General features: G+C 77.4%; 14 protein-coding genes and 2 tRNA genes. 9 read left to right on the forward strand and 7 right to left on the reverse strand.

What is annotated here, in order from left to right; genetic code table 11:
• Window positions 1-14: 14 nt before the first annotated feature.
• Both ACF053_RS06065 and ACF053_RS06070 read right to left on the reverse strand, forming a co-directional pair.
• Window positions 15-482, reverse strand: coding sequence for a heme-degrading domain-containing protein (locus ACF053_RS06065; RefSeq protein WP_391952755.1), 468 nt, complete (start codon window positions 480-482; stop codon window positions 15-17).
• On the reverse strand, window positions 479-1,555 hold the full coding sequence (locus tag ACF053_RS06070; RefSeq protein ID WP_391952756.1) for a Gfo/Idh/MocA family protein: 1,077 nt from the start codon (window positions 1,553-1,555) through the stop codon (window positions 479-481). Before ACF053_RS06070 ends, ACF053_RS06065 begins: the two co-directional genes overlap by 4 nt.
• Before the next feature lie 58 nt (window positions 1,556-1,613).
• Here ACF053_RS06070 and ACF053_RS06075 point away from each other — a divergent pair, with 58 nt between their 5' ends.
• From ACF053_RS06075 to ACF053_RS06105, 7 genes are all read left to right on the forward strand, one after another.
• Window positions 1,614-2,945 carry an ROK family transcriptional regulator gene (locus tag ACF053_RS06075; RefSeq protein WP_391952757.1) on the forward strand — a complete coding sequence of 444 codons (1,332 nt, stop codon included), beginning with the start codon at window positions 1,614-1,616 and terminating at the stop codon, window positions 2,943-2,945.
• Between the two features lie 103 nt (window positions 2,946-3,048).
• Window positions 3,049-3,831, forward strand: coding sequence for a hypothetical protein (locus tag ACF053_RS06080; RefSeq protein ID WP_391952758.1), 783 nt, complete (start codon window positions 3,049-3,051; stop codon window positions 3,829-3,831).
• A gap of 666 nt (window positions 3,832-4,497) precedes the next feature.
• Entirely contained in the window at window positions 4,498-6,057 is a 1,560-nt protein-coding gene (locus ACF053_RS06085) for an alkaline phosphatase family protein (RefSeq protein WP_391952759.1), read from the forward strand.
• 79 nt (window positions 6,058-6,136) lie between these two features.
• Window positions 6,137-6,916, forward strand: a complete 780-nt coding sequence (locus ACF053_RS06090; protein ID WP_228977078.1) for an HAD-IIA family hydrolase — start codon at window positions 6,137-6,139, stop codon at window positions 6,914-6,916.
• Between the two features lie 121 nt (window positions 6,917-7,037).
• A complete protein-coding gene (locus ACF053_RS06095) occupies window positions 7,038-7,775 on the forward strand; it encodes a hypothetical protein (protein WP_391952760.1) in 738 nt (245 codons plus the stop codon).
• 53 nt (window positions 7,776-7,828) lie between these two features.
• On the forward strand, window positions 7,829-8,443 hold the full coding sequence (locus tag ACF053_RS06100; protein WP_391953192.1) for a class F sortase: 615 nt from the start codon (window positions 7,829-7,831) through the stop codon (window positions 8,441-8,443).
• Between the two features lie 562 nt (window positions 8,444-9,005).
• Entirely contained in the window at window positions 9,006-10,040 is a 1,035-nt protein-coding gene (locus tag ACF053_RS06105; protein WP_391952761.1) for a glycoside hydrolase family 6 protein, read from the forward strand.
• Window positions 10,041-10,252: 212 nt separating this feature from the next.
• On the opposite strand, the gene ACF053_RS06110 is transcribed toward ACF053_RS06105, so the two are convergent.
• The 3 genes from ACF053_RS06110 to ACF053_RS06120 all read right to left on the reverse strand — a co-directional run bounded on the left by ACF053_RS06110 (window position 10,253) and on the right by ACF053_RS06120 (window position 14,539).
• The gene (locus ACF053_RS06110; RefSeq protein ID WP_391952762.1) at window positions 10,253-12,208 is read right to left on the reverse strand and encodes a galactose oxidase-like domain-containing protein; all 1,956 of its coding nucleotides are present in this window, start codon (window positions 12,206-12,208) and stop codon (window positions 10,253-10,255) included.
• Window positions 12,205-14,166, reverse strand: coding sequence for a glycosyltransferase family 2 protein (locus ACF053_RS06115; protein WP_391952763.1), 1,962 nt, complete (start codon window positions 14,164-14,166; stop codon window positions 12,205-12,207). The genes ACF053_RS06110 and ACF053_RS06115 overlap by 4 nt, the downstream gene beginning before the upstream one ends.
• 299 nt (window positions 14,167-14,465) lie before the next feature.
• Window positions 14,466-14,539, reverse strand: a tRNA-Lys gene (locus ACF053_RS06120).
• Window positions 14,540-14,745: 206 nt separating this feature from the next.
• Between ACF053_RS06120 and ACF053_RS06125 the strand changes: the two genes are divergently transcribed.
• Together ACF053_RS06125 and ACF053_RS06130 are read left to right on the forward strand one after the other, a co-directional pair.
• Window positions 14,746-16,083: a peptidoglycan-binding protein gene (locus tag ACF053_RS06125; RefSeq protein ID WP_391952764.1), complete on the forward strand. Its 1,338-nt coding sequence runs from the start codon at window positions 14,746-14,748 to the stop codon at window positions 16,081-16,083.
• Between the two features lie 2,894 nt (window positions 16,084-18,977).
• Entirely contained in the window at window positions 18,978-19,934 is a 957-nt protein-coding gene (locus tag ACF053_RS06130) for an SPFH domain-containing protein (protein ID WP_391952765.1), read from the forward strand.
• Window positions 19,935-20,007: 73 nt separating this feature from the next.
• Here ACF053_RS06130 and ACF053_RS06135 read toward each other — a convergent pair.
• Window positions 20,008-20,081, reverse strand: a tRNA-Lys gene (locus tag ACF053_RS06135).
• A 287-nt stretch (window positions 20,082-20,368) separates the two neighbouring features.
• Complete coding sequence (locus tag ACF053_RS06140) at window positions 20,369-21,127, reverse strand: IclR family transcriptional regulator (RefSeq protein ID WP_391952766.1); 759 nt, start codon at window positions 21,125-21,127, stop codon at window positions 20,369-20,371.
• Window positions 21,128-21,259 lie beyond the last annotated feature (132 nt).

Genomic DNA, 21,259 nt, shown 5'->3' on the forward strand with positions numbered 1-21,259 from the left:
GGCGTGAGCGCCCCTCAGGCGCCGGCGAGGAGGCGTTCGAGGGCCTCCACCACCAGCGCGTGGTCCTCCAGTTGCGGCAGGCCGGAGACGGTGACCGCACCGACGACACCGGCGCCCGCCACGGTGATCGGGAAGGAGCCGCCGTGGGCCGCGTACCGGTCGCGGTCGAGGCGGGAGTCCGTGTCGAACGACCCGCCCTTGGCGCGGAAGCGCGTACCGACCAGCAGCGAGCTCTCCGCGTACCGCTCCACGACGCGGCGCTTGCGGTCGATCCAGGCGTCGTTGTCCGCGCTCGACCCGGGCAGGGCGGCGTGGAAGAGCTGCTGCGCGCCCCGCCGCACGTCGACGGCGACCGGGGCGTTCCGCTCGCGGGCCAGGTCGACGAGGATCGTGCCGAGCCGCCACGCGTCGTCGTGCGTGAAGCGGGGGAGGGCCAGCCGGGCCTGCTGTTCGACCAGTTCGGCGACGGTCGGGGCGGTCACAGCGCCACCGCCACGCCGTCGCGGGCCGAGCGGCGCGCGGCCTCCAGGACGTCGAGCGCCGCCGCGGCCTCCCCGGCGGTGACCGGCGGGGGCGTGCCGTCCCGCAGCGCGGCGGCGACCGCCGCGTAGTACGCCGGGTAGTCGCCCGGCAGCGTCGGCACCGGCCGCCCGCCGCCCGTCAGCGGCGACTCGCCCGCGCCGACCCGGCCCCACAGCGCCTCGGGCTCCACGCCCCAGGGCTCGCCGGCCACCGGCCGCGCGCCCTCCCGCAGGGCCGCCTCCTGCGGGTCGAGCCCGTACTTCACGAAGCCGCCGCGGGAGCCCAGCACCCGGAAGCGCGGGCCCAGCTGGGCGGTCGTCGCGCTGACGTACAGGTGCGAGCGGACCCCGCTCGCGTGCGTGACCGCCACGAACGTGTCGTCGTCCGCCTCCGCGCCCGGCCGCCGCACGTCCACCTCCGCGTACACCCGCACCGCGGGACCGAACAGGACCAGCGCCTGGTCCACGACGTGGCTGCCCAGGTCGTACAGCAGGCCGCCGATCTCCTCCGGCGCGCCCGACTCGCGCCAGCCGCCCTTCGGCTGCGGCCGCCACCGCTCGAAGCGGGACTCGAAGCGCTGGACCTCGCCCAGCTCCCCGGCGTCCAGCAGGGCGCGCAGCGTGCGGAAGTCGGCGTCCCACCGGCGGTTCTGGAAGACGGAGAGCAGCAGGCCGCGCCGCTCGGCGAGCGCCGCGAGGTCACGCGCCTCGGCCGCGGTACCGGCCACGGGCTTGTCGACCACGACGGGCAGACCCGCCTCCAGCGCGGCGGTCGCGAGGGGGACGTGCGTGCGGTTCGGGGACGCGACGACGACCAGGTCCAGCTCGTCCGCCCGGTCCCACAGCTCGTCGGGCGACCCGGCGAGACGGACGTCGGCGAAGGTGTCGCGGGCCTGCCGGCGCCGCTCCTCGTTCGAGGTGACGACCGTGTCGAGCACCAGGCCCTCGGTCGCGGCGATCAGCGGGGCGTGGAAGACGGAACCCGCCAGGCCGTAGCCGACGAGTCCGACGCGCAGCGGAGGTGGAGTGCTCATGCCCGCCACTTAAGCAACACTGTTGCGTTACCGCAACCCGGGCCCGCAGAATGGCCGGGTGAACCTCTCCGGCCTGCGCAGCCACAACACCGCCCGCGTCCTAGGCCTGCTGCGCGCGGCCGGCGCCGCCGGCGTCAGTCGCCTGGAGCTCGCCGAGCGCACCGGGCTCACCCCGCAGGCCGTCAGCAAGATCACCGCGCGGCTCCGGGACGAGGGCATGGCCGCCGACGCCGGGCGCGGCGCCCCCACCGGCGGCAAGCCGCGCACGCTGCTGCGGCTCGTCCCCGACGCCGCCCACGCCGTCGGCCTCCACCTGGACCGGGACGAGCTGACCGCCGTCCTCCTCGACCTGGCGGGCGCCACCGTCGCCGCGCGCACCCGGCCCCTGGACCTGGGCGAGGGCCCCGGGGCGGTCCTCGCGGCGGCCGTCGAGGAGGTGGCCGCCCTGCGCCGGGACGGCACCCTGACGGGCGTGGGTATCGCCATGCCCGGACCGCTCGACCACACCGCGGGGGTGCCGCACCGCGTGACCGGCTTCCCCGCGTGGGACGGCTTCCCGCTGCGCGACACGGCCCGCCGTGCCCTCGCCGAGCGGCTGGGGCAGGACGTGCCGGTGGCCCTCGACAAGGACACGAACGCCGCGGCCCTGGCCCTCGCCCTACGGGCGGACGACGACCGGGAGGCGGGGGACGGCGACGGGGAAGTGGGGGACGGCGTCCCGGACGGGCGCGGCGGGACCCCGGGCCGGCCCGGCGAGGCCCCCGGCCGGGTCGGCGGGGCCCCCGGCCGGGTCGGCGAGGCCCCCGGCCGGGTCGGCGTCGTGCCCGACCGGGTCGGCGCCGCACTCGAAGGGCCCGGTGTCGCGCCCGGCGGGCCCGGTGTCGCGCCCGGCGCCGCACGGGACGGGGGCGCGAGCGCCCCGCCCGAGGACGGGGCCGCCTCGTTCGCGTACCTCCACGTCGGTACGGGGCTGGGCGCGGGGCTCGTCCTCGGTGGCGTCCTCCACCGGGGCGCGCGCACGGGCGCCGGGGAGTTCGGCCACCAGACGGTGCAGCTCGACGGCGCGGTGTGCGGGTGCGGGGGGCGCGGCTGCCTGGAGGCGCTGTGCCTGGCCGCCGTCGCCCGCGGTGACCTCGACGAGGCGGCGCGCGTGCTCGGCGCGGGCGCCGCCAACCTCGCCGGGCTGCTGGACGTCGACCGCGTCCTGCTCGGCGGCCGCGTGGTCGCGGCGGCGCCCAGGCCCTTCCTGCGCGGCGTCGGCGCGGCCCTCGCCGACCGCGCCCGCCGCGCGGGCGAGCCGCCCGTACCGGTCGCCCTGGCCACCGGTACGCCCCACCTGGTCGCCGAGGGCGCGGCCCAACTGGTCCTCGCCCCGCTGTTCGGCCGCTGACCGTTGCGCTGTTCGGGCGGTTCCCGCCGTACGGGCGGGGGCCGCGGGGGACGCGGTGGGAGACCTGTGGGGACGACCGTCGGCGAGCAGCAAAGGCCCTCCCATGCGACTGCGCACCGCCCTGGCCGCCACGGCTGCGGCCGTCTCCGCGGCGGCGGTCGTCGCGGGCCCCGCGCTCGCCCTGGCGCAGTCGCCCCGTGACGTCGCCGTCACCGGCCGCCCGCCGGGCGACGTGACCGTCGCCGGCCGCGAACCGAGCTGCGGCGACACGGCCGCCCGCGACTTCCCCCTCCGTACCCGCATCGTCTCGGGCCCCGCCGCGTACCACCCCGGCGCGGCGCCCAGCACCTGGTACGTCGACCTCACCAACACCACGCGCCACCCGTGCCGCAACATCCACCCGGTGATCGTCGTCGCCGACACGTCCGGCACGCTCACCCCGGCGCAGGTCCGACTGGGCTTCTCCACCGCGCCAGGCGGCCGCCCCCGCCCCGTGCGGGTCGAGCACACCGACCACGACGAGATCGTCGCCGTCCTCGACGACGACACCGACCGGGCCTTCGCCGGCTTCGCCGTCCCGCCCGGCGGCACCGTCCGCGTGCCGGTCCACCTCGCGTTCGCCGCCGACGCCCGCCTCGACGAGCTGACCGCGCACGCCGCCGTCGTACAGCGCAGGGGCGACGACGGCGACTGGGTGGGCGCCTCCCCGTCCTACCGCTTCGCCCTGGTCGCCCCGGAACGGCCGCCCGGCATCCTCCCGGAGGAACTGGCCAGCACCGGCCGCCGCGCCGCCGCGCACGTCGTCCCCCTGTCCGCGGTGGCCGCCACCTGCGTGGCCCTCGGCGCGACGGCCGTCTACCTCACACGCCGCCACCACCGCCGCTGACCGGCCGCCGCCCCGGCACCGTCACTGCCCCGCCGGCCCGGCGCCGCCCCGGCCGTTCGGTCGTCGCGGACCGGCCTCCGCCATCGCCGGCCTTCCCCGTCGCCGGCCGGCCGCCCTCGCCGGCCGGCCGCCCTCGTTGCCGACCGACCGACCGACCGATCGACGGACCGGTTGACGGACCGGTTGACCGCCGTCGTCGCCGACCGGCCGCCCGGTCCGCAGGTCGTGCGCCGTGGGCGGCAGTTCGCCGGCCGTAGTGGCCGGTCGCCTCGCGAGGCGCCGCCGAGGCCGGGGATGGCGGACCTCCCGTCCCCCGTCGACAGGGGGTGCGCAGGGCGCTCCGTGCGGGCGGGGCCATCGCGCGGAAGCTGATCGTCCGTCAGGAATTCACCGCGCGTACCTGGTCTCCGCGGCCTCCCGGCGCAACCATGGCCCGCGCCACACCCGCACCCGCACGTCGCCACGCCGCTCTCCGTACCCGCACCCGCACGCCGCCACGCCGCTCTCCGCACCCGCACGCCGCCCCGCCCGCACCCGCACGCTCCGCGGCCCGCCGGACACACCGGCCGGCCCCGCACCACCACCCGGCACCACCGCGCATCCCCCGCCCCGCACCCGCAGCACCACCCCGCACCCCCGTACCGTCGCGACCCCCTGGAGGAGACCGTGCCGACCGCCGGCATACCCCGCCGTACCGTGCTCACCGCGTCCGCCGCCCTCGCCGTCACCGCCGGTGCGGCCGGTGGGGGCGTCGCGGCCGCCGTCCCCGCCCGGGCGGCGGCCGTGGCCGCGCCCGAGCTGCCCGCCGGCACGAGCGCCGACAAGGTGCTCGTCGTCGGCATGGACGGACTGCGCCACGACCGCATCGACGCCGCGACCGCCCCGCACCTGAAGGCGATGCGCGCGGCCGGCACGTTCGGCACGTCGCTGCTCTACGCCAACCCCATGGCCGCGACCTCCTCCGGCCCCGGCTGGTCGACGGTCTCCACCGGGGTGTGGCCCGACAAGCACGGCGTCCGGGACAACTCCTTCGTCGGCCGTGACCACGGCCGCTACCCCGGCTTCCTCGCCCGCCTCCACCAGGTCCGCCCCCAGCTGTCCCTGTACGCCGCGGTCGACTGGAAGCCGCTCGACACCCACGGCACGGTCACGGCCGGCGCCGACGCCAAGGTCGTCCTGGACGGCGACCGGGACGGCTACGTCGGGCACGACGAGACGATCACCGCGACCAGCGTCTCCGTCCTGCGCGACCAGAACCCCGACGTGGCCTTCGTCTACCTCGGCAACACCGACGTCGTGGCGCACTCCCACGGCACCGGGCAGCGCTACCTCGACGCCCTCGCCGTGCAGGACGCCCAGCTCGGCCGGATGCTCGCCGCGATCGAGGCCCGCCCCACCCGGGCCGCCGAACGCTGGACCGTCATCGTCTGCACCGACCACGGCCACCTCGACGCGGGCGGCCACGGCGGCAGTTCCATCCCCGAGCGGTCCACCTTCGTCCTCGCCACCGGGCCGGGCATCGCCGCGGGCGCGCGCCCGCACGACACCCGGCTGGTCGACGTCGCCGCGACCGTCTTCCACCAGCTCGGCATCACCCCCGACCCGTCCTGGGGGCTGGACGGCCGCCCGATCCAGCAGCGCTCCACCGACCCCTTCGACACCCTGTACGGCTCCCTGTCCGGCCGAGTCGACGAGACGGGCATCCCGGCCGGGGTCCTCGGCCACACGCACACCCCGCCCGGCGGCTGGTCGGTCGTCGGCGGCGCCATGGGCACCGGCGGCGTCGCCGAGTGGCGCGGCTGGACCTTCGCCACCGACGACTTCTGGTCCCGCACCCAGCGCGACCAGTGGCGGGAGCTGAACGTCCGCGCGCGGGGCGTGTTCGCCGTCGCCGACTCCGACGAGTGGGCCGACAAGGCGAGTTCGGGCCGGTTCGAGTCGACGCTCGTCACCCCCGCGTACGACGTGACCGGCCGGCGGCGGGTCACGCTCCGCTTCACCACCCACTACCGGCAGGAGGCCGGCCAGACCGCGCAGGTCCTCGCCTCCTTCAACGGCGGCACCCCCGTCCTCGTCCGCGCGTACACCGCCGACACGGTCGCCCAGCCGCAGGCGCTCACCGTCGACGTGCCCGCGGGGGCCTCCGCCGTCTCCTTCCGCTTCCACTACACCGGGTCGAACAACTGGTACTGGGTGGTCGACGGGGTCGAGATCCGCACATCGTGACTACGCTGGGGGCGCCGCCACAGCGCTGTCGCGGCGCCCCAGCACACACGCGGTATCTGTACGGCAGGAGTCCCGCCCCATGGCAGAGCGCAAGCCGATCGAATCCTGGCTGACCGACATGGACGGCGTCCTCATCCACGAGGGCGTCCCCATCCCCGGTGCCGACGCGTTCATCAGGAAACTGCGGGACACCGAGCGGCCCTTCCTCGTCCTGACCAACAACTCCATCTACACCGCCCGCGACCTCCACGCCCGGCTGTACCGCATGGGCCTGGACGTGCCGGTCCGCAACATCTGGACCTCCGCGCTCGCCACCGCGCAGTTCCTCGACGACCAGCGCCCCGGCGGCACCGCGTACGTCATCGGCGAGGCCGGACTGACCACCGCCCTGCACGACATCGGGTACGTCCTCACCGACCACGACCCCGACTACGTCGTCCTCGGCGAGACCCGCACCTACAGTTTCGAGGCGCTCACCAAGGCGATCCGGTTGATCAACGCCGGTGCCCGCTTCATCTGCACCAACCCCGACGAGACCGGCCCGTCGACCGAGGGCCCGCTGCCCGCGACCGGCTCCGTCGCCGCGCTGATCACCAAGGCGACCGGCAAGGAGCCGTACTTCGCGGGCAAGCCGAACCCGCTGATGATGCGCACCGGCCTCAACGCCATCGGCGCCCACTCCGAGACGAGCGCCATGATCGGCGACCGGATGGACACCGACGTGCTCGCCGGCCTGGAGGCCGGCATGGAGACCTTCCTCGTCCTGACCGGGCTCACCACCCCGGCGGACATCGACCGCTACCCGTTCCGACCGTCGTCGGTGGTCGACTCCATCGCCGATCTGGTCGAACGCGTCTGAGCCCACGGCGCGCCAAGCCCCCAGGTCACCGGGGGTCTACCGGCCGGTAGGCCCCGGGTGGGCGACCGCTGCGGATGCGCGGTGCGCCGAACGGGGTGAATCTTGCCCCAGGAGGTTCACGATGCGTCCACGACTGGTTGCAGTCCGTCCCGCGGCCGGGGCGGCCGCCGCCCTCGTCGTCGCCCTGTCCCTCACCGGCCCCGCTCCGACCGCCCTCGCCGCCGCCCCCGCGGGCGACCCGGCCGGCGACGGCGGTGCCCGCGTCACCGCCGTGGTCATCCCGGCGACCACGGCGCCCGGCGGCGACGTGGACCTCCGCGTCGAGGGCTGCGCAGGCCCGGGCGGCACGGTCCGCTCCCCGGCCTTCGTCGCCGACGCGGAGCTGTCCGGCGTCACCGGCGGCCTCGGCGGCCTCGGCGGGACGGGCGCGGGCGGCACCGACGGGATGGAGGGGACGGGTGGCCCCGGAGGTACGGGCGGTACGGGCGGTACGGGCGGCGCGGAGGGTCCGGCCGACCGCGGGGGCGGCAAGGGCGACGGCGGCCCCCTGTACGGCGACACGACCATCCGCTCCGGCCTCGCCGCCGGCAGCCACCCCCTCACCGTCGTCTGCGCCGGCCGCGAGCACCGCGACGCCGGCCGCGTCCACGTCTCCCCGGACCCACCGGCCACTCCCCACGCCCCGGTACGCGCCGGGGGCGGCGGCGCCGTGGCCGCGCCCCTCACGGCCGCGCCGAGCGTCGCCGAGCAGGGCCCCGGGACCCGTCACACCCTGGTCGGCCTGGCGCTCGCCGCGGTCGCCGCCGTCGCCGTCGCCGTGCGCTCCACGCGCCGGCGCAGCGAACCCGGAACGGACTGACCGTGCCGGGCGGCGCGACCTCCGGTACGGGCAGCGGTCGTCTCTTCGTCGGCATGATCTGGGCGCTCGTCCTGGTCCTGATGTGGCTGTGGGGCAAGGAGGTCACCGCCGGCCAGGGCGGTCTGTCCGCCCCGACCACCGGTGACGTGGCCGCCGTGGGCCGTCCCCGCGGCGTCCCCCTGCCACCCCCGCACGAACCGGTCGGGCCGGCCCGGCCGCTCCGCCTGGACGTCCCGTCGCTCGGCGTGGAGTCCCCGGTCGTCCCGCGCGGCCTGGAGGAGACCGGGGCGGTCGAGCCGCCGCCCTTCCAGATGCCGCGGACGGTCGGCTGGTACGCCGCCGGCACCCGGCCCGGCGAGCGGGGCGCCGCGCTCCTCGTCGGCCACGTCGACACCGAGACCGGCCCGGCCGTCTTCCACCACCTGCGCACCGTGCGTCCCGGCGCCCTCGTCCGCGTCGGACGCGCCGACGGCTCCGTCGCGGAGTTCACCGTGGAGGAGGTGCGCGTGCTGTCCCGGCACGGCTTCGACCCCCACCAGGCGTACGGGCCCCGCGACCCGTCCCGGGCCGAGCTGCGCCTGATCACCTGCGGCGGCACCTTCGACCGGGCGACGCAGACGTACACGGCGAACGTCGTGGTCTCCGCGTACCTGACGGCCGTGCGCTGATCCCCCGCGCCCCTCCCGCCCGCGGACCTGCGCGGCGGTCCTCCTTCGGCGTGCGGGCGGTTCGCCGTCGGCCTGCCCGGTCGCCCCCCGGCAGGCCGCGCGGGCTGCCTCCCGAACCCCGGTCGGCCCGCGCGGCGGTTCGCCCTCAGCGCGCGGGGTGGCGGCTCCCTGTCGGCCCGCCCCGCCGCCCCCCGGCAGGCCGCGCGGGCTGCCTCCCGAACCCCGGTCGGCCCGCGCGGCGGTCCCCCTTCGGCGTGCGGGCGGTGTGCTGCCGGCCTGCCCGGTCGCCCCCCGCAGGCCGCGCGGCCGGCTCCCGCGCCCCTCGGCGGCTCGCCCTACGGCTCCCTGTGGCGCGCGGGGCGACCCCCTGCAGGCCCGCCCGGCCACCCCCGGCAGGCCGCGCGGCCTTCCCCGTCAGCCCGCGCGGCGGCTCCCTGCCGGCCCGCCCCGCGGCTCTCCGGCGGCTCGCCCGGCGGGCGCCGCGACCGGCGGGGTCCGGGGCGCCCCCGCTGTGCCAGGATGGCCGCCGAACGGGTCGTCAGACGCACCCAAGGGGGAGTCGATGTACGGCAGTCGCGGCGGCTACGTCCGGGCGGGCGTGGCCGCGGTGGGGGCGGTGGCGGTCCTGCTCGTGGCCGCCTGCACCTCGTCCGACGGGGACGGCGGGGACGGCGGGCGCGACGGGGGGCCGGGTACCGGTCCGGACCGGCCGGCCCGGACGGCGGACCGGTTCTGGGTCGACCCCGACGGCAACGCGGCCCGCCGCGCGGCAGGCCACCGCCGCGCCGGCGACGCGCGCGCCGCCGCCCTCGTCCACCGGATCGCCTCCCGGCCGACCGGCGTGTGGATCGGCACCGACGACCCCGAGGGCGAGGCCCGCCGGGTCACCACGGCCGCCGCCCGGGCCGACCGCCACCCCCTCCTCGTCCTCTACGACATCCCGCACCGCGACTGCGGGCAGCACTCCGCGGGCGGCGCCGCCGACGGCGCGGCGTACCGGGCGTGGATCGAGGCCGTCGCCCGGGGCGTCGGCGACCGGCCCGCCACGGTCGTCCTGGAGCCCGACGCCGTGATGCACCTGGTCGACGGCTGCACCGAGGGCCGGTACCACGAGGAGCGGTACGCGCTCCTCGCCGGCGCGGTGCGGCGGCTCGCACGGCTCCCGCACACCCGTGTCTACCTGGACGCCGGCAATCCGGGCTGGAGCCGCCCCGAGGCGCTGCCCGGCCCGCTCGGGCGCGCCGGCCTCGCGGACGCGGACGGCTTCGCGGTGAACGTCGCCAACTTCCACACCACGGCGGCCTCCCGCGCGTACGGGCGCCGGATCTCCGCGCTGACCGGTCGGAAGCACTTCGTCATCGACACCGGCCGCAACGGCAACGGCCCGTACGCCGGCGGCGACCCGGCGGGCGACTGGTGCAACCCGCCCGGCAGGGCCCTCGGGGAGCCGCCGACCACCCGGACCGGGGACCCGCTCGTCGACGCCCACCTGTGGGTCAAGCGACCGGGCGAGTCGGACGGCCCGTGCCGGGGCGGCCCGCAGGCGGGCGAGTGGTTCGCGCCGTACGCCCTGGAACTGGCCCGCAACGCCCGCTGATCCGCCGCGCGCCCCGCCGCACCCGCCGCACCCATCGCGACCCGCTCGCGACGCCTGCCCCGCAGCACCCGTCGCCCGGCCTACGACGCCCGGGTCCCACAACGTCCCCGCCCCCGCGACGTCCGCCCCGACAAACGCCCCCGACCCCGCGACGCCCCCGGCCCGCGGCACCCGCCACCGCACCCGCCGCCCCGCTCGGTCCTCCGGGCCGTTCACGGCACCTCCACCCACACCGCCTCCGACGGTGTGCCGCGCCCGTCGGCGACGAACAGCATGTAGTACCCGGAGGGGACGAGGGCGCGGTTGGCCGGCACGGTCACCCGCAGGGCGTCGGGGCCGGTCCGCTCGACCATCAGCGCGACGGACCGCTGGTCGACGTCGGTGACGTGCGTGACGGCGCTCGGGCGCATGAGCCGCGCGGTCCGCACCCGCTCCGCGTCCGGGGTGCGCAGCACGGCGTGGCCGCCGCGGACGATCCGCCGCGGCGCGGACAGCAGCTGCGGCCGCCGCCCCCGGAAGAGGTAGGGCGGGCTGTACACCTCGACGCGCTGTTCGAACGTGCCGGGCCGGGTGCCGTCACGGTCCGCGAAGAGCGGGTCGGAGCCGAAGACCATGACGCGCCCGTCGGGCAGCAGCACCGAGCCGGAGTGGTAGTTGCGGCCCACGCGGGGGTCGGCCACCCGCCGGAACCGTCCGGTCCGCGGGTCGTAGGTGCGGGCCTGGAGGATGTCGGACGCGCCGCGCCCCCGGTAGTCCTCCGAGCCGCCGGTCACCAGCACCGTGTCGTCGGGGAGGAGGGAGGCGCTCGGGTAGCGGGTGCCCCGCTCCAGCGTGGGGCCGTCGCGGAACCGGGGGGAGGGGTCCTTCAGGTCGACGAGACGGGAGCGGGCGCTGGACTCGGGCGACTCGCCGATCCCGCCGCCGCCGACGACGAGGAAGCGCTGGTCCTGCGCCGGCGGCAGCATGACGGTGGCGGAGGTCTCCATCAGGTGCGGGTCGCCCAGTCCGGGCACCTCGCGGAAGGTGTTGCCGCGGACGTCCCACACCCCGGGCGTGCGGCCCACGTCGGCGGGCCCGTAGCCGGCGTTGGACCCGGAGTAGAAGAGCCTGCCGTCGTCGAGGAGGAACAGCGCGGGGTAGGTGGGGAAGCGCCGCTCGGCCGGCGTGTACGTCCACGTCCGCCGGGCCGGGTCGTAGACCTCGTTCCTGCCCGGGACGACCTGCCCGATCGCGTCGAGACCCGATACGGCGAGGACCGTGCCGTCGGCGAGGGGGGTGAGGGTCGGGTACCAGCGGGCCTCGTTCATCGGGTCGACCCGGACGTACCGCTCGGCGACCGGGTCGAACTCGAAGGCGTCGCGGATCCCCTGGAAGTCCTTCTTGTCCAGGGCGAGCTTCTGGGCGGTGCCGTAGACGTTCCGGGCGTCGTCGCCGGTGAGGCCGTGGACGCGGTAGGTGTCCTCGGCGCCCGTCGCGTACCGCTTGCCGGGCCGCCGGGCCTCGACGTAGATCCGGCCGAGCCCGGCCTCGGTGCGCAGGAACCGGCCGGTGCGCCGGTCGAAGACCTTCCGGGCCCGCTCGACGAGGACCGGGTCCCGCGACACGAACGTCCTGCCGGTGGCCCGACCGGTGAAGTGGGTCCCCGCGGGCAGGGTGACCGGCTTGTCCGGGTCCTCGTTGTGGACGATCATCAGGCCGCCGGCGCGGGTGACGTCGCCCTCCAGCGTCTCGTACCGCTTGGTGCCGCCCGCGACGAGCAGCCTGCCGCCGGGGAGCTGGGTGTGGCCGGAGCAGAACATGTCCGCCGGGGTGGGGACCTTGCGGAAGCGGCCGGTGCGCGGGTCCCACAGGAGCGACTCGAACCGCTTCGCGTCGAAGTTCCGCCGGTCGTTGCCGGAGCCGGCGATCAGCAGGACCTTGCCGGTGTGCAGGAGCGCGGCGTGGATGGCGTTGACGCGGACGCCGGCCGGGACGTCGAGGAGGTCCCAGTGGCCGTGGTCGGCCTTGTACGCGGGCCGGTCGACGGCGTACGCCTGGTACCGCTCGGTGCCGTACCGGTGGAGGGCGGGGCCGTTGATCCCGGCGACGGCGGCGGTCACGGCGGCCGCCGCGAGGAGCCGGCGCGCCCGGTTCCTGCGGTGGTGGGGCCGTACGGGCGGGGCGCTCATCGGTCGCGGCCTCCCCGGGCGGCGTGGGGGCCCTCGTCCCCGGCCACCGCCCAGCCCGGCCCCGGCCGCAGCCGGGGCCGGGGGTGGGGGTGGGGTCGGGGCCGCGTCCGGGGCGGCGGGGCGGGGCGTGCGGCGGTGCGGGCCGCGCGGCGCCGTGCGCGCCGCCGGTCGCGGCGGGCGGCGTGCGCGGAGCAGCGCCAGGCGGCGACCGGGGCCAGCGAGAGGACCAGGGCGAGCGCGGCCCACGCGGTCATCGTGGGGTGGTGGTGGCCGGTGGCGGTGGAGGCGGCGAGGCAGCCGCCGAAGACCAGGGCGTGGCAGAGGTGGGTGCGGAAGGTGCCGAGGAGCGTGTCGGGGCTGGCGGAGTCGCCCTTGGGGGTCACCACGAAGGTGCTGGGGCGGCGGAGCACGGCGTCGACCAGCGAGCGGGCGTAGACGGGCGCGGAGAGCGCGGACATGACCATGCCGGCCAGTCCGCCGGACCCCTCCGGTTCGTGCGGGGAGACGTTGTGGCGGCGGTTCCAGACGTACAGGCCGAGCTGGAGCGCGGAGGCGTTGCCGTACAACATGGTCCACACGACGGGGTCGATCCGTACGCCGGAGGCGCCCGCGCCGAGGAAGAGGGCGCAGCTGAGGGCGGCGAGGAGCCAGTTCAGGGCGGCCGTCGGGTAGAAGGCCATGAGCGCGGTGTAGTGGAGGAGCCGGGCGGGCCGGAGCGTCCCCCAGCCCGCGCGGTACTGGCGGGCGATCGTCTCGTAGGTGCCGCGGGACCAGCGCAGCTGCTGGGTGAAGAAGTCGGTCCACGAGGTGGGGCCCTCGCCGACGGCGAGCACGTCCGGGGTGTAGACGGACCGCCAGGGGCGGCCGGTCGCGGGGTTGCGGTGGCGGTGGATCTCGAAGCCGGTCGCCATGTCCTCGGTGATCGAGTCGTACAGTCCGCCGACCTGCCGCAGGGCGCTGACGCGCACGGCGTTGGAGGTGCCGACGAACATGGGGGCGCCGTAGCGGTTGCCGGCGCGCTGGACGAGGGCGTGGAAGAGGAACTGCTGGGACTCGGCGGCCTTGGTGACGAAGGCGTCGTAGTTGCCGTAGACCTGCGGGCCGACGACGAAGGCGACGTCGGGGTCGCGGAAGTAGCCGAGCATCCGTTCCAGGTAGTTGGGGAGCGGGACGTGATCGGTGTCGACGCAGGCGAGGAGGTCGTAGCCGGCGCCGTGCGCCTCCAGCCAGGCGTTGTAGTTGCCGTGCTTGGTGCGGGCGCGGTACGGGCCGGCGGGCCGGTTCCAGCGGGGGACGCCCCGGCGGGAGAAGTGGCGCACGCCGAGCCGGGCGCAGACCCGACGGACGTCGGGGTCGTCGCCCTCGTCGAGCAGCCACACGTGCACCACGCCGCGGTGCCGGACCCGTACGGCGGCCTCCAGGGTCCGGGTCACCAGGGCGAGGGGTTCCTTGCCGGGGACGAAGGAGGTGAGGAAGGCGACGCGGGTGCCCGGCTCGGGCACCACGGGCACGGGGTCGCGGGCGACGAGCGTGGCGTGGGCGATCGACAGGACGTTCAGCGTCCGGAACAGTTCGATCAGGCCGATCGACGCGAGCATGACGAGGTCGAGGACGAGCAGGCGCCCGTCGGCGGCGCGCGGTCCGCCGGCGGACCAGTGGCGGGGCTGCACGAGCCAGCCGAACAGCCCGAGCGAGACCAGCGGGGCGGCGCAGAGCAGGAGCGCGGCGCGCACGCGGTGCGGTTCCGCGGCGAGCAGCGGGCGGTAGCGCACCCGGTGGGGTCCCGCCGCCGGGTCGGGCTGGGTGAGGGGCCCGGCGAGCCGGCTGTGGTGTTCGTAGTCGTACCGGGGCGGAGGTCCGGGCGCGTCGCGGGCGCGGACCGTCCCGCGGGGCGGTCGCGGGGGCGGGGCCGGGGACGCGTCGTCGTCCTGCCGGGCGCCCGTCGGCGTCCACGTCATGGGCCATCCCCCCGCACGCGCGTCGCTGCTGACCGGTCACGGCGCGGCCACCCCCGTGCCCGGGAGCCGGGACGGCGGACGGGACGCGCCGGTGACCTGCCACCCCCCTCAGGTCAGCCGCGGGGGTCACGGCTGGAACACAGCGTGGACGAGCACATTCGTGTCCGCAAGGGTGAAAAAGCAGCATACCCGGATGTGTGTGCGATTCCCGGGCGGGTGAGGGTGCGAGGGCGCGTGCGGGCCGTGTGGGGGAACGACCGAGGCCCCCTCACTCGAAGTGAGGGGGCCTCGACCCTGCGTGCGCCGCCAGGGACTCGAACCCCGGACCCGCTGATTAAGAGTCAGCTGCTCTAACCAACTGAGCTAGCGGCGCCTGCTGACCTGCACAACTCTACCCGACGCCGCGGAGTGCTCCCGACCGCCCGCCGGGTGCCGGTCGAGAATTTTCCGCCCCGATGCGCCTGTCGGATGGTCGTTTTTTCCCTTTTGACCGTCAAAATACGAGTCGTCCGGACAGTTGGGAGGCTGGCGCGTGTGCACCAGTACGGAGAGATCTTGCCCAGTGTGGAGGGGAACCGTATGACCGTCCCGGTCTTCGAGGAATACGCGCCCGCCGCCGACTGCCCCTGCCCGGGCTGCGCCCGGCAGCGGCGGGAGCACGCGCTCCGCCCGGCCGTGCGCGCGGGGGGCCACCCGGCCGCCCACGGCGCCCGCCGCGCCCTCGTGCTGGCCACCGCCGCGGGGGCCGTCCTCGGCGGCGGCGCCACCACGGCGGGCGGCGCGGTCCACCCCGCCGGCCACCCGCTCCTCCCGGCGCTGCCCGCGGGCCCGGCGGGCCACGCGGCGGACGGCGACACCCCGCAGGGCGGCACCGCCGGACTGCACGGCCGGCCGCTGGCGGGGCCGACGACCGGGCCCGTCTCCGTGCGGCAGCTCCCCGAGTCCACTCGAGCCGACATCATCAACCGGGCCAAGCGGTGGGTCACGGCGAAGGTCCCGTACTCCATGGAGAAGTACTGGACGGACGGCTACCGGCAGGACTGCTCCGGCTACGTCTCCATGGCGTGGAACCTGCCCGCCAACGAGTGGACCGGCAGCCTCCACCGCTTCGGCCAGAAGATCGCGTGGGCGGAACTCCAGCCGGGCGACATGCTCCTCTTCCACAACCCCGACAATCCGACCAAGGGCTCGCACGTCACGCTCTTCGGCGGCTGGACCGACCACAAGCGGACGCACTACACCGCGTACGAGCAGACCAAGCCGCACACCCGCCGCCAGGCGACCCCGCTGGCGTACTGGACCAACTCCGATCGGTACGTCGCCTACCGCTACCTGGGCCTCGTCGCGGCGTCCGGCGTCACGCCCGCGAGCCTCACGTCCGCCGGCGGCGCCCCCGCGGCGATCGCCTACCCGGGCGCCGGCCACTTCGGCCCGGGCGCCCACAACCACCACGTCACCCGGCTCGGCCGGATGCTCGTCGCACGCGGCGCCGCCCGCTTCTACACCGGCGGGCCCGGCCCCCGGTGGGGCGAGGCCGACCGGCGGGCGACGCGCGCGTTCCAGCTGGCGCAGGGCTGGCGGGGCGCCGAGGCGAACGGCCTGCCCGGCCCCCACACCTGGCGCCTGCTCGCCACGGGCCGCGGCCGGGACATCCCACCGGGCGGGGGCCGGGCGACGGCGCCCCCCTACCCCGGGCGCGCCCACTTCCGCCCGGGCCGGTCCGGCAAGCACATCGAGACGCTGGGCCGCCAGCTGGTGAAGCGCGGCCACGGCAAGCACTACACCCACGGCCCCGGCGCGCGCTGGAGCGAGGCCGACCGGCGCAACGTCCAGGACTTCCAGCGCGCCCAGGGCTGGCGCGGCGGCGCCGCCGACGGCTACCCGGGCCCGGAGACATGGAGGCGGCTCTTCCGATGACCGAGCACCACGAGCGTGAGAAGGCACCCGACACGGCGGCACCCCCGGACGGACCCGCGCCGGCCCGCCGCGCCCCCCTGAGCGGCCCGGACACCACCGGCCCCGTCCCGGCCCACCCGTTCTTCCGCGCGGAGCACCAGGCCCCGCCCGAGCCGGACGTACCGGACCTGTTGGGCCACGGCGCGCGGATGCTCCTCGACGCCCCGCCCCCCGCGGCCCCGGACCCGTACCTCCCGGACCTGCTGAACCCCGAGACGACGACCCGCAGGCCACCCCGCTTCACCCCGACGCCCCACCCCCAGCACACCCGCCCGGCCCCGCCCCCGGCGGCCGGCGCGGCCCGCCCGGCCCCGCCCCCGGCGCGGCCGACGTCGACACCGGCCTGCCCGGCGGCCGGGACGGCGCAGACCCCGCCGGCGGCCACGACCCCGCCGGCGTCCCCGCCCGCGCCGCCCCCGACCGCGTCCCGGCCCCGGGGCACGGCCCCCACCCGCCCGGAACCGGCCCCGGCTCCTGCTGCGTCGGCCCCGGCCCGCCCCGCGACGACCCCGGCCCGCCCGGAGCAGGCGCCTGCTCCGGGCGCGCCTCCTGCGCCTGCGGGGCAGACCCCGGCCGGACCGGCGCCGACCGCGCCGCCCGCGACGGCCCCGCTCCGGCGGCCGGACCGTAACCGCCCGGCGCCCGGCGACACCCCGGCCCCCGGCCCCGCCCGTACGGCCCGACGCCTGCCGGACTTCCTCCGCCCGTCCGCGGCCCGCTCCACCCCCGGCAGGGGTGACGGCGCACGCGGCGAGCGTCCCACGGGTACACCGACCGGGCGCGGCCCGTCGCTGCGGACGCCCGCGGAGTCGCCGGGCGGGGGTACGGAGGTACGCGCCGGAAGCCCGGCAGCGGCGGCCCCGGCCCCCGAGCGGCCCGCAGCGGTGCCGGAGGCGCCCGCCGCGTCGACCGCCCGGGCGGCGAGCGGGGACGACGTACGCGGCGAGGACCCGGCGGGTACGCCCACCCGGCGCGACCCGTCCCCGCGGGCAGCGGCGGAGTCGCTGCACCCGTCCGCGGAGGGGGTACGCGTCAGCCACCCGCCGGCGGCGGCACCCGGCCCCGAAGCGGTGCCCGGCCCCGAAGCGGCGCAGCGAGCCAGGAGCGATGTCCGCGACGAGCGCCCCGCGGGGGCACCGACCGGGCGCGGCCCGTCCTTGCGGACTCCCGCGGAGTCCCTGCGCGGAGGCGCGGCGGTACGGGTCGGACGCCCGGCAGCGGCGGCCCCGACGGCCGACCGGCCCGCAGCCGCGCCGGAAACGCCCACCGGCGCTTCCACCCCGCCGGCGGCGGGTGTGGCCGGCCCGCGCGCAGTGGCTGCGGACCCGGCTCCGGCGGACGCCCTGACCGGCTGGTTCCCCCATGCGGTCGAGGCATCCGCCCCGCACACGAACGTGCCTCCGCGGCCCACGGCACCGCCGACGCCCCCGGTCGGCCCGACCGCCCATGCGGCACAGGAGGAGCAGGACGTGGCTGCGACAACGCCACCCACCGACCGCTGGACGCCCACCCCGGCACCGGCGCCGGCACCGGCGCCGCAGGGCGTGACGGGCGCCGCCGAGCCGGCAGCGGCCCCGGCAGCATCGGCCGCGACGAGCCGGGAGCCGATGGCACCCGGCAGCGACCCGGCCGCCGTGCCGGAGACCGCCCCACACGGCCGTGAGGCGCAGGCCCCGACCGGATGGGACCCGCCGGCCCCGAACGACCGGCCCGCATCCCCGCCGGAGGCGCCCGTCAGCCCGGGTGTCCGGGCGGCGAAGGGTGTGGCCGGTGCGGAACTGCCGACCGCCGGTGACCGACCCGCCTCCGCGTCGGAGGCACCCGCCGGCCCGGGTGTCCGGGCGGCGAGGAGCGTGGCCGTGCCGGAGGGGGTGTCCACCGGTGGTCCGGTCGCGGATGCCGCGCCCGCCGTGCCCGCCCGCGTGACGCAGGCCCCGACCGACGGGGACCCGACAGCGCCCCACGACCGACCCGCATCCCCGCCGGAGGCGCGCGTCAGCCCGGGTGTCCGGGCGGCGAGGAGCGTGGCCGTGCCGGAGGGGGTGTCCACCGGTGGTCCGGTCGCGGATGCCGCGACCGCCCCGCCCGCCCGCGTGGCGCAGGCCCCGACCGACGGGGACCCGACAGCGCCCCACGACCGACCCGCCTCCGCGTCGGAGGCGCCCGCCGGCCCGAGTGCCCGCGCGGCGAGGAGCGTGGCCGTGCCGGAGGGGGTGTCCGAGGGGCGGCCCGCTGTGGAGGGCGTCACCTGGCCGTTCACCCGTGGGGTCGACGCCCCGGAAGACCCGGAGGCGCCCGTCAGGCGTGAGCGGAGTGCAGACGTGCCGGAGGTCGCCCCGGCGGTCGAGGTCCCGGCCTTCCGGGAGACGGCGACCACCCGTGACCGGTCCGCGGACGCGGCGGCGCTCGCCGGTGCAGTCGCCGCGGGCGGCGCCCGCGTCCCCTCGGAGGGCGGGGCCGAGAGCCGTGCGTCCGTCCGGATCGCCCCGGACGCCCCTGACGCTCCGGATGCCCCGGACGTCCCGGGCCCCGTGGAGGGGCCCGGCTTCGGGCCTCACCCCGGCGGGGCCCGGGACTCCGCCGCCGCCGGGGCCGCCCCGGCGTGGGGCGGGGCGACGGCCGAGCCGCCCCCGTACGGCGCGCACTCCGGGGTAGGCTCCGCCCCCTCCTGGGGTCAGCGGCCGGAAGACGGTGATCCGCGCCGGTCCGATGCCGTGCCGCACGAGGAGCGCGGGGCCGAGTCGGATCCCGCCGTCACCGTGCGGGCCGGCGCCCTCGCGGCCGTGAGTGTCACGCCGCGACGCTCCGAGGCGTCGCGGGCGGCCGGGCCCGGGCGTGGGGGACGGCACGCTGCGGTGACGCCGGTCGGCCGGCGCCGTGCGCGTCCCGTACCCGACGCCGAGCCGCGGCTCGCCGAGCGGCCCGGGGCGGTGCTGCCCGGCTGGGCGGGCGTGCTCGCCGGGGCCGCGGCGCTGGTCGCGTGCGGTCTGGCCCTGTGGTGGGCGGGTGCCCTGCCGGAGCTGGTGGGGCGGGTGTTCGGCCTGCCGGACGTGCCGCCGGCGGGGTTGACGGCGGGGCCGTCCGCCCTGATGGTGTGCGGCCTGCTGCTGGCGCTGTTCGCGTTCGGCGGGCTGGTGCGGGGCCGGGTCGGGCACGCCTGGGTGCTCACCCTGTTCGGTGACTACCGGGGCACGGTCCGCCGTACGGGCCTCCTGTGGCTGAACCCGGCGCTGGCGCGTCGCCGCGTCGACGTGCGGCTGCGTCACTGGCGCAGCGAGCCGCTGCCCGCGGTCGACGCGAACGGCACCGCCCTGCGGGTGGTGGTCCTGGTGGTGTGGCGGGTCGGTGACACGGCTCGGGCGGCGCTCGCGGTCGCCGACCACGAGGAGTACCTGCGCGACCAGGTGGAGGCGGCGCTGGCGCGGGTGGTGTCGCAGCTGCCGGCCGACGCGTTCCAGGTGGGCGGTGGTACGCCGACGCTGCGGGACGCCGAGTCGGTGGGGGAGGCGCTGACGCGGACGGTGTCCGTCGAGTGCGCCCCGGTCGGCGTGGAGGTGTTCTCGGCGCAGCCGACGCGGATCGAGTACGCCCCGGAGATCGCGTCCGCGATGCGCCGCCGCCGGATCGCGGCGATCGACGCGGAGCACCGGGACGCGGTCCTCACCTCGGTCGTGGACGCGGTGGACGACATGGTGCACCGGCTGACCGAACGGGGCCTGATGGAGTTGGACGACTACGAGCGCAAGGCCCTGGTGAAGGACCTGGCCGTCGCCTTCTACACGGGGCACGGCGCCCGGACCGAGGGCGCCTGACCCGGCGGGACGGGCGGACGCGCCGGACATGCGGGAAGGCCCCTCGCTTCCGCGAGGGGCCTTCCCGTGTCTGTGCGCCGCCAGGGACTCGAACCCCGGACCCGCTGATTAAGAGTCAGCTGCTCTAACCAACTGAGCTAGCGGCGCCTGCTGACGGAGTAAATACTACCTGGTCCGAGGGGTGCTTCCGACCGCGCGGCCGTGATCCGGCTCACATCGGGGGCCGGGGAGGTTTAGGGGGCGCCCCGCCGTTGGGCCTCCGCTGCCCGCTGCCCGCTGCCCGCTGCCCGCTGCCCGCTGCCCGCTGCCCGCTGCCCGCTGCCCGCTGCCCGCTGCCCGCTGCCCGCTGCCCGCTGCCCCGCGGGCGGCGCGCGTCCGCGGGCGCGCCCCGGCGCGCCTGAAACCCGCCGCACGCCTGCGGCGCCCCGGCGCGTCTACAGCGCCAGCGAGAGCACCACCGGTGCCGCCTTGCGGTTGAGCGTGTCGGCCGCCGAGCGCAGGCGGTGGGCGTGCTCGATGGGGAGCGACAGCGCGAGACAGCCGACCGACGACCCGGCCGTCAGGGGGACCGCCGCGCAGACCGTGCCCACGGCGTACTCCTGGAGGTCCAGGACGGGGACGGTGGGCGGCTGGCTGTCCAGCTTGGAGAAGAGCACCCGCTCGCTCGTGATCGTCCGCGACGTCAGCCGGGCGATCTTGTGGCGGGAGAGGTGGTCGCGCCGGCCGTTCTGGTCGAGCTGGGTCAGCAGGCACTTGCCCACCGCGCTGGCGTGCGCGGCGGAGCGGAAGTCCACCCACTCGTTGACCTTCGGGGTGTGCGGGCCGTCCGCCATCTGCGTGATCTTGACCTCGCCGTCGATGTACCGGCTGATGTAGACGGCGGCGCCGACCGAGTCGCGCAGCTCCGTGAGGGTCTCCTGCAGCTTGGCCTCCAGGGCCTCGCGGCGCGTGACGCCCGAGCCCAGCAGGACGAGCGAGTCCCCCACGATGTACGCGCCGTCGGCGACCTGCTCCACGTATCCCTCGCGGCGCAGCATCCGCAGCAGCGGGGTGAGGTGCGCCGTGGGCAGCCCGGTCTCGCGCGCGATCTGGACGTCGGTGACCCCGCCGCCGTGCCGGGACACCGTTTCGAGCACGCGCAGGGCGTACTGCACCGAGTGGAACGGCGTGGTCGGCTCAGGCTTCAGCGCCACGGTTTCCCCCTACCAGGTTGTGACCGCAAGCTTCCGTACCACGATAACCGCCAAGGGCCGGTTACGGGCCACCTGTTGACGAGAACCGGCCGCGCCACGGGCGCCCGCGCCGGCCCGTTCGGCCCCTGGCAC

Origin of the sequence: Streptomyces kanasensis (genome assembly GCF_043077165.1) — a bacterium.
Classification (GTDB): Bacteria; Actinomycetota; Actinomycetes; order Streptomycetales; family Streptomycetaceae; genus Streptomyces; species Streptomyces changanensis.

Excerpts from the sequence above, each read along its gene's own strand:
- ACF053_RS06070 (WP_391952756.1), bottom strand. The coding sequence starts at position 1,555 with ATGAGCACTCCACCTCCGCTGCGCGTCGGACTCGTCGGCTACGGCCTG.
- ACF053_RS06080 (WP_391952758.1), top strand. The coding sequence starts at position 3,049 with ATGCGACTGCGCACCGCCCTGGCCGCCACGGCTGCGGCCGTCTCCGCG.
- ACF053_RS06090 (WP_228977078.1), top strand. The coding sequence starts at position 6,137 with ATGGCAGAGCGCAAGCCGATCGAATCCTGGCTGACCGACATGGACGGC.
- ACF053_RS06095 (WP_391952760.1), top strand. The coding sequence starts at position 7,038 with ATGCGTCCACGACTGGTTGCAGTCCGTCCCGCGGCCGGGGCGGCCGCC.
- ACF053_RS06100 (WP_391953192.1), top strand. The coding sequence starts at position 7,829 with ATGATCTGGGCGCTCGTCCTGGTCCTGATGTGGCTGTGGGGCAAGGAG.
- ACF053_RS06105 (WP_391952761.1), top strand. The coding sequence starts at position 9,006 with ATGTACGGCAGTCGCGGCGGCTACGTCCGGGCGGGCGTGGCCGCGGTG.
- ACF053_RS06110 (WP_391952762.1), bottom strand. The coding sequence starts at position 12,208 with ATGAGCGCCCCGCCCGTACGGCCCCACCACCGCAGGAACCGGGCGCGC.
- ACF053_RS06115 (WP_391952763.1), bottom strand. The coding sequence starts at position 14,166 with ATGACGTGGACGCCGACGGGCGCCCGGCAGGACGACGACGCGTCCCCG.
- ACF053_RS06125 (WP_391952764.1), top strand. The coding sequence starts at position 14,746 with ATGACCGTCCCGGTCTTCGAGGAATACGCGCCCGCCGCCGACTGCCCC.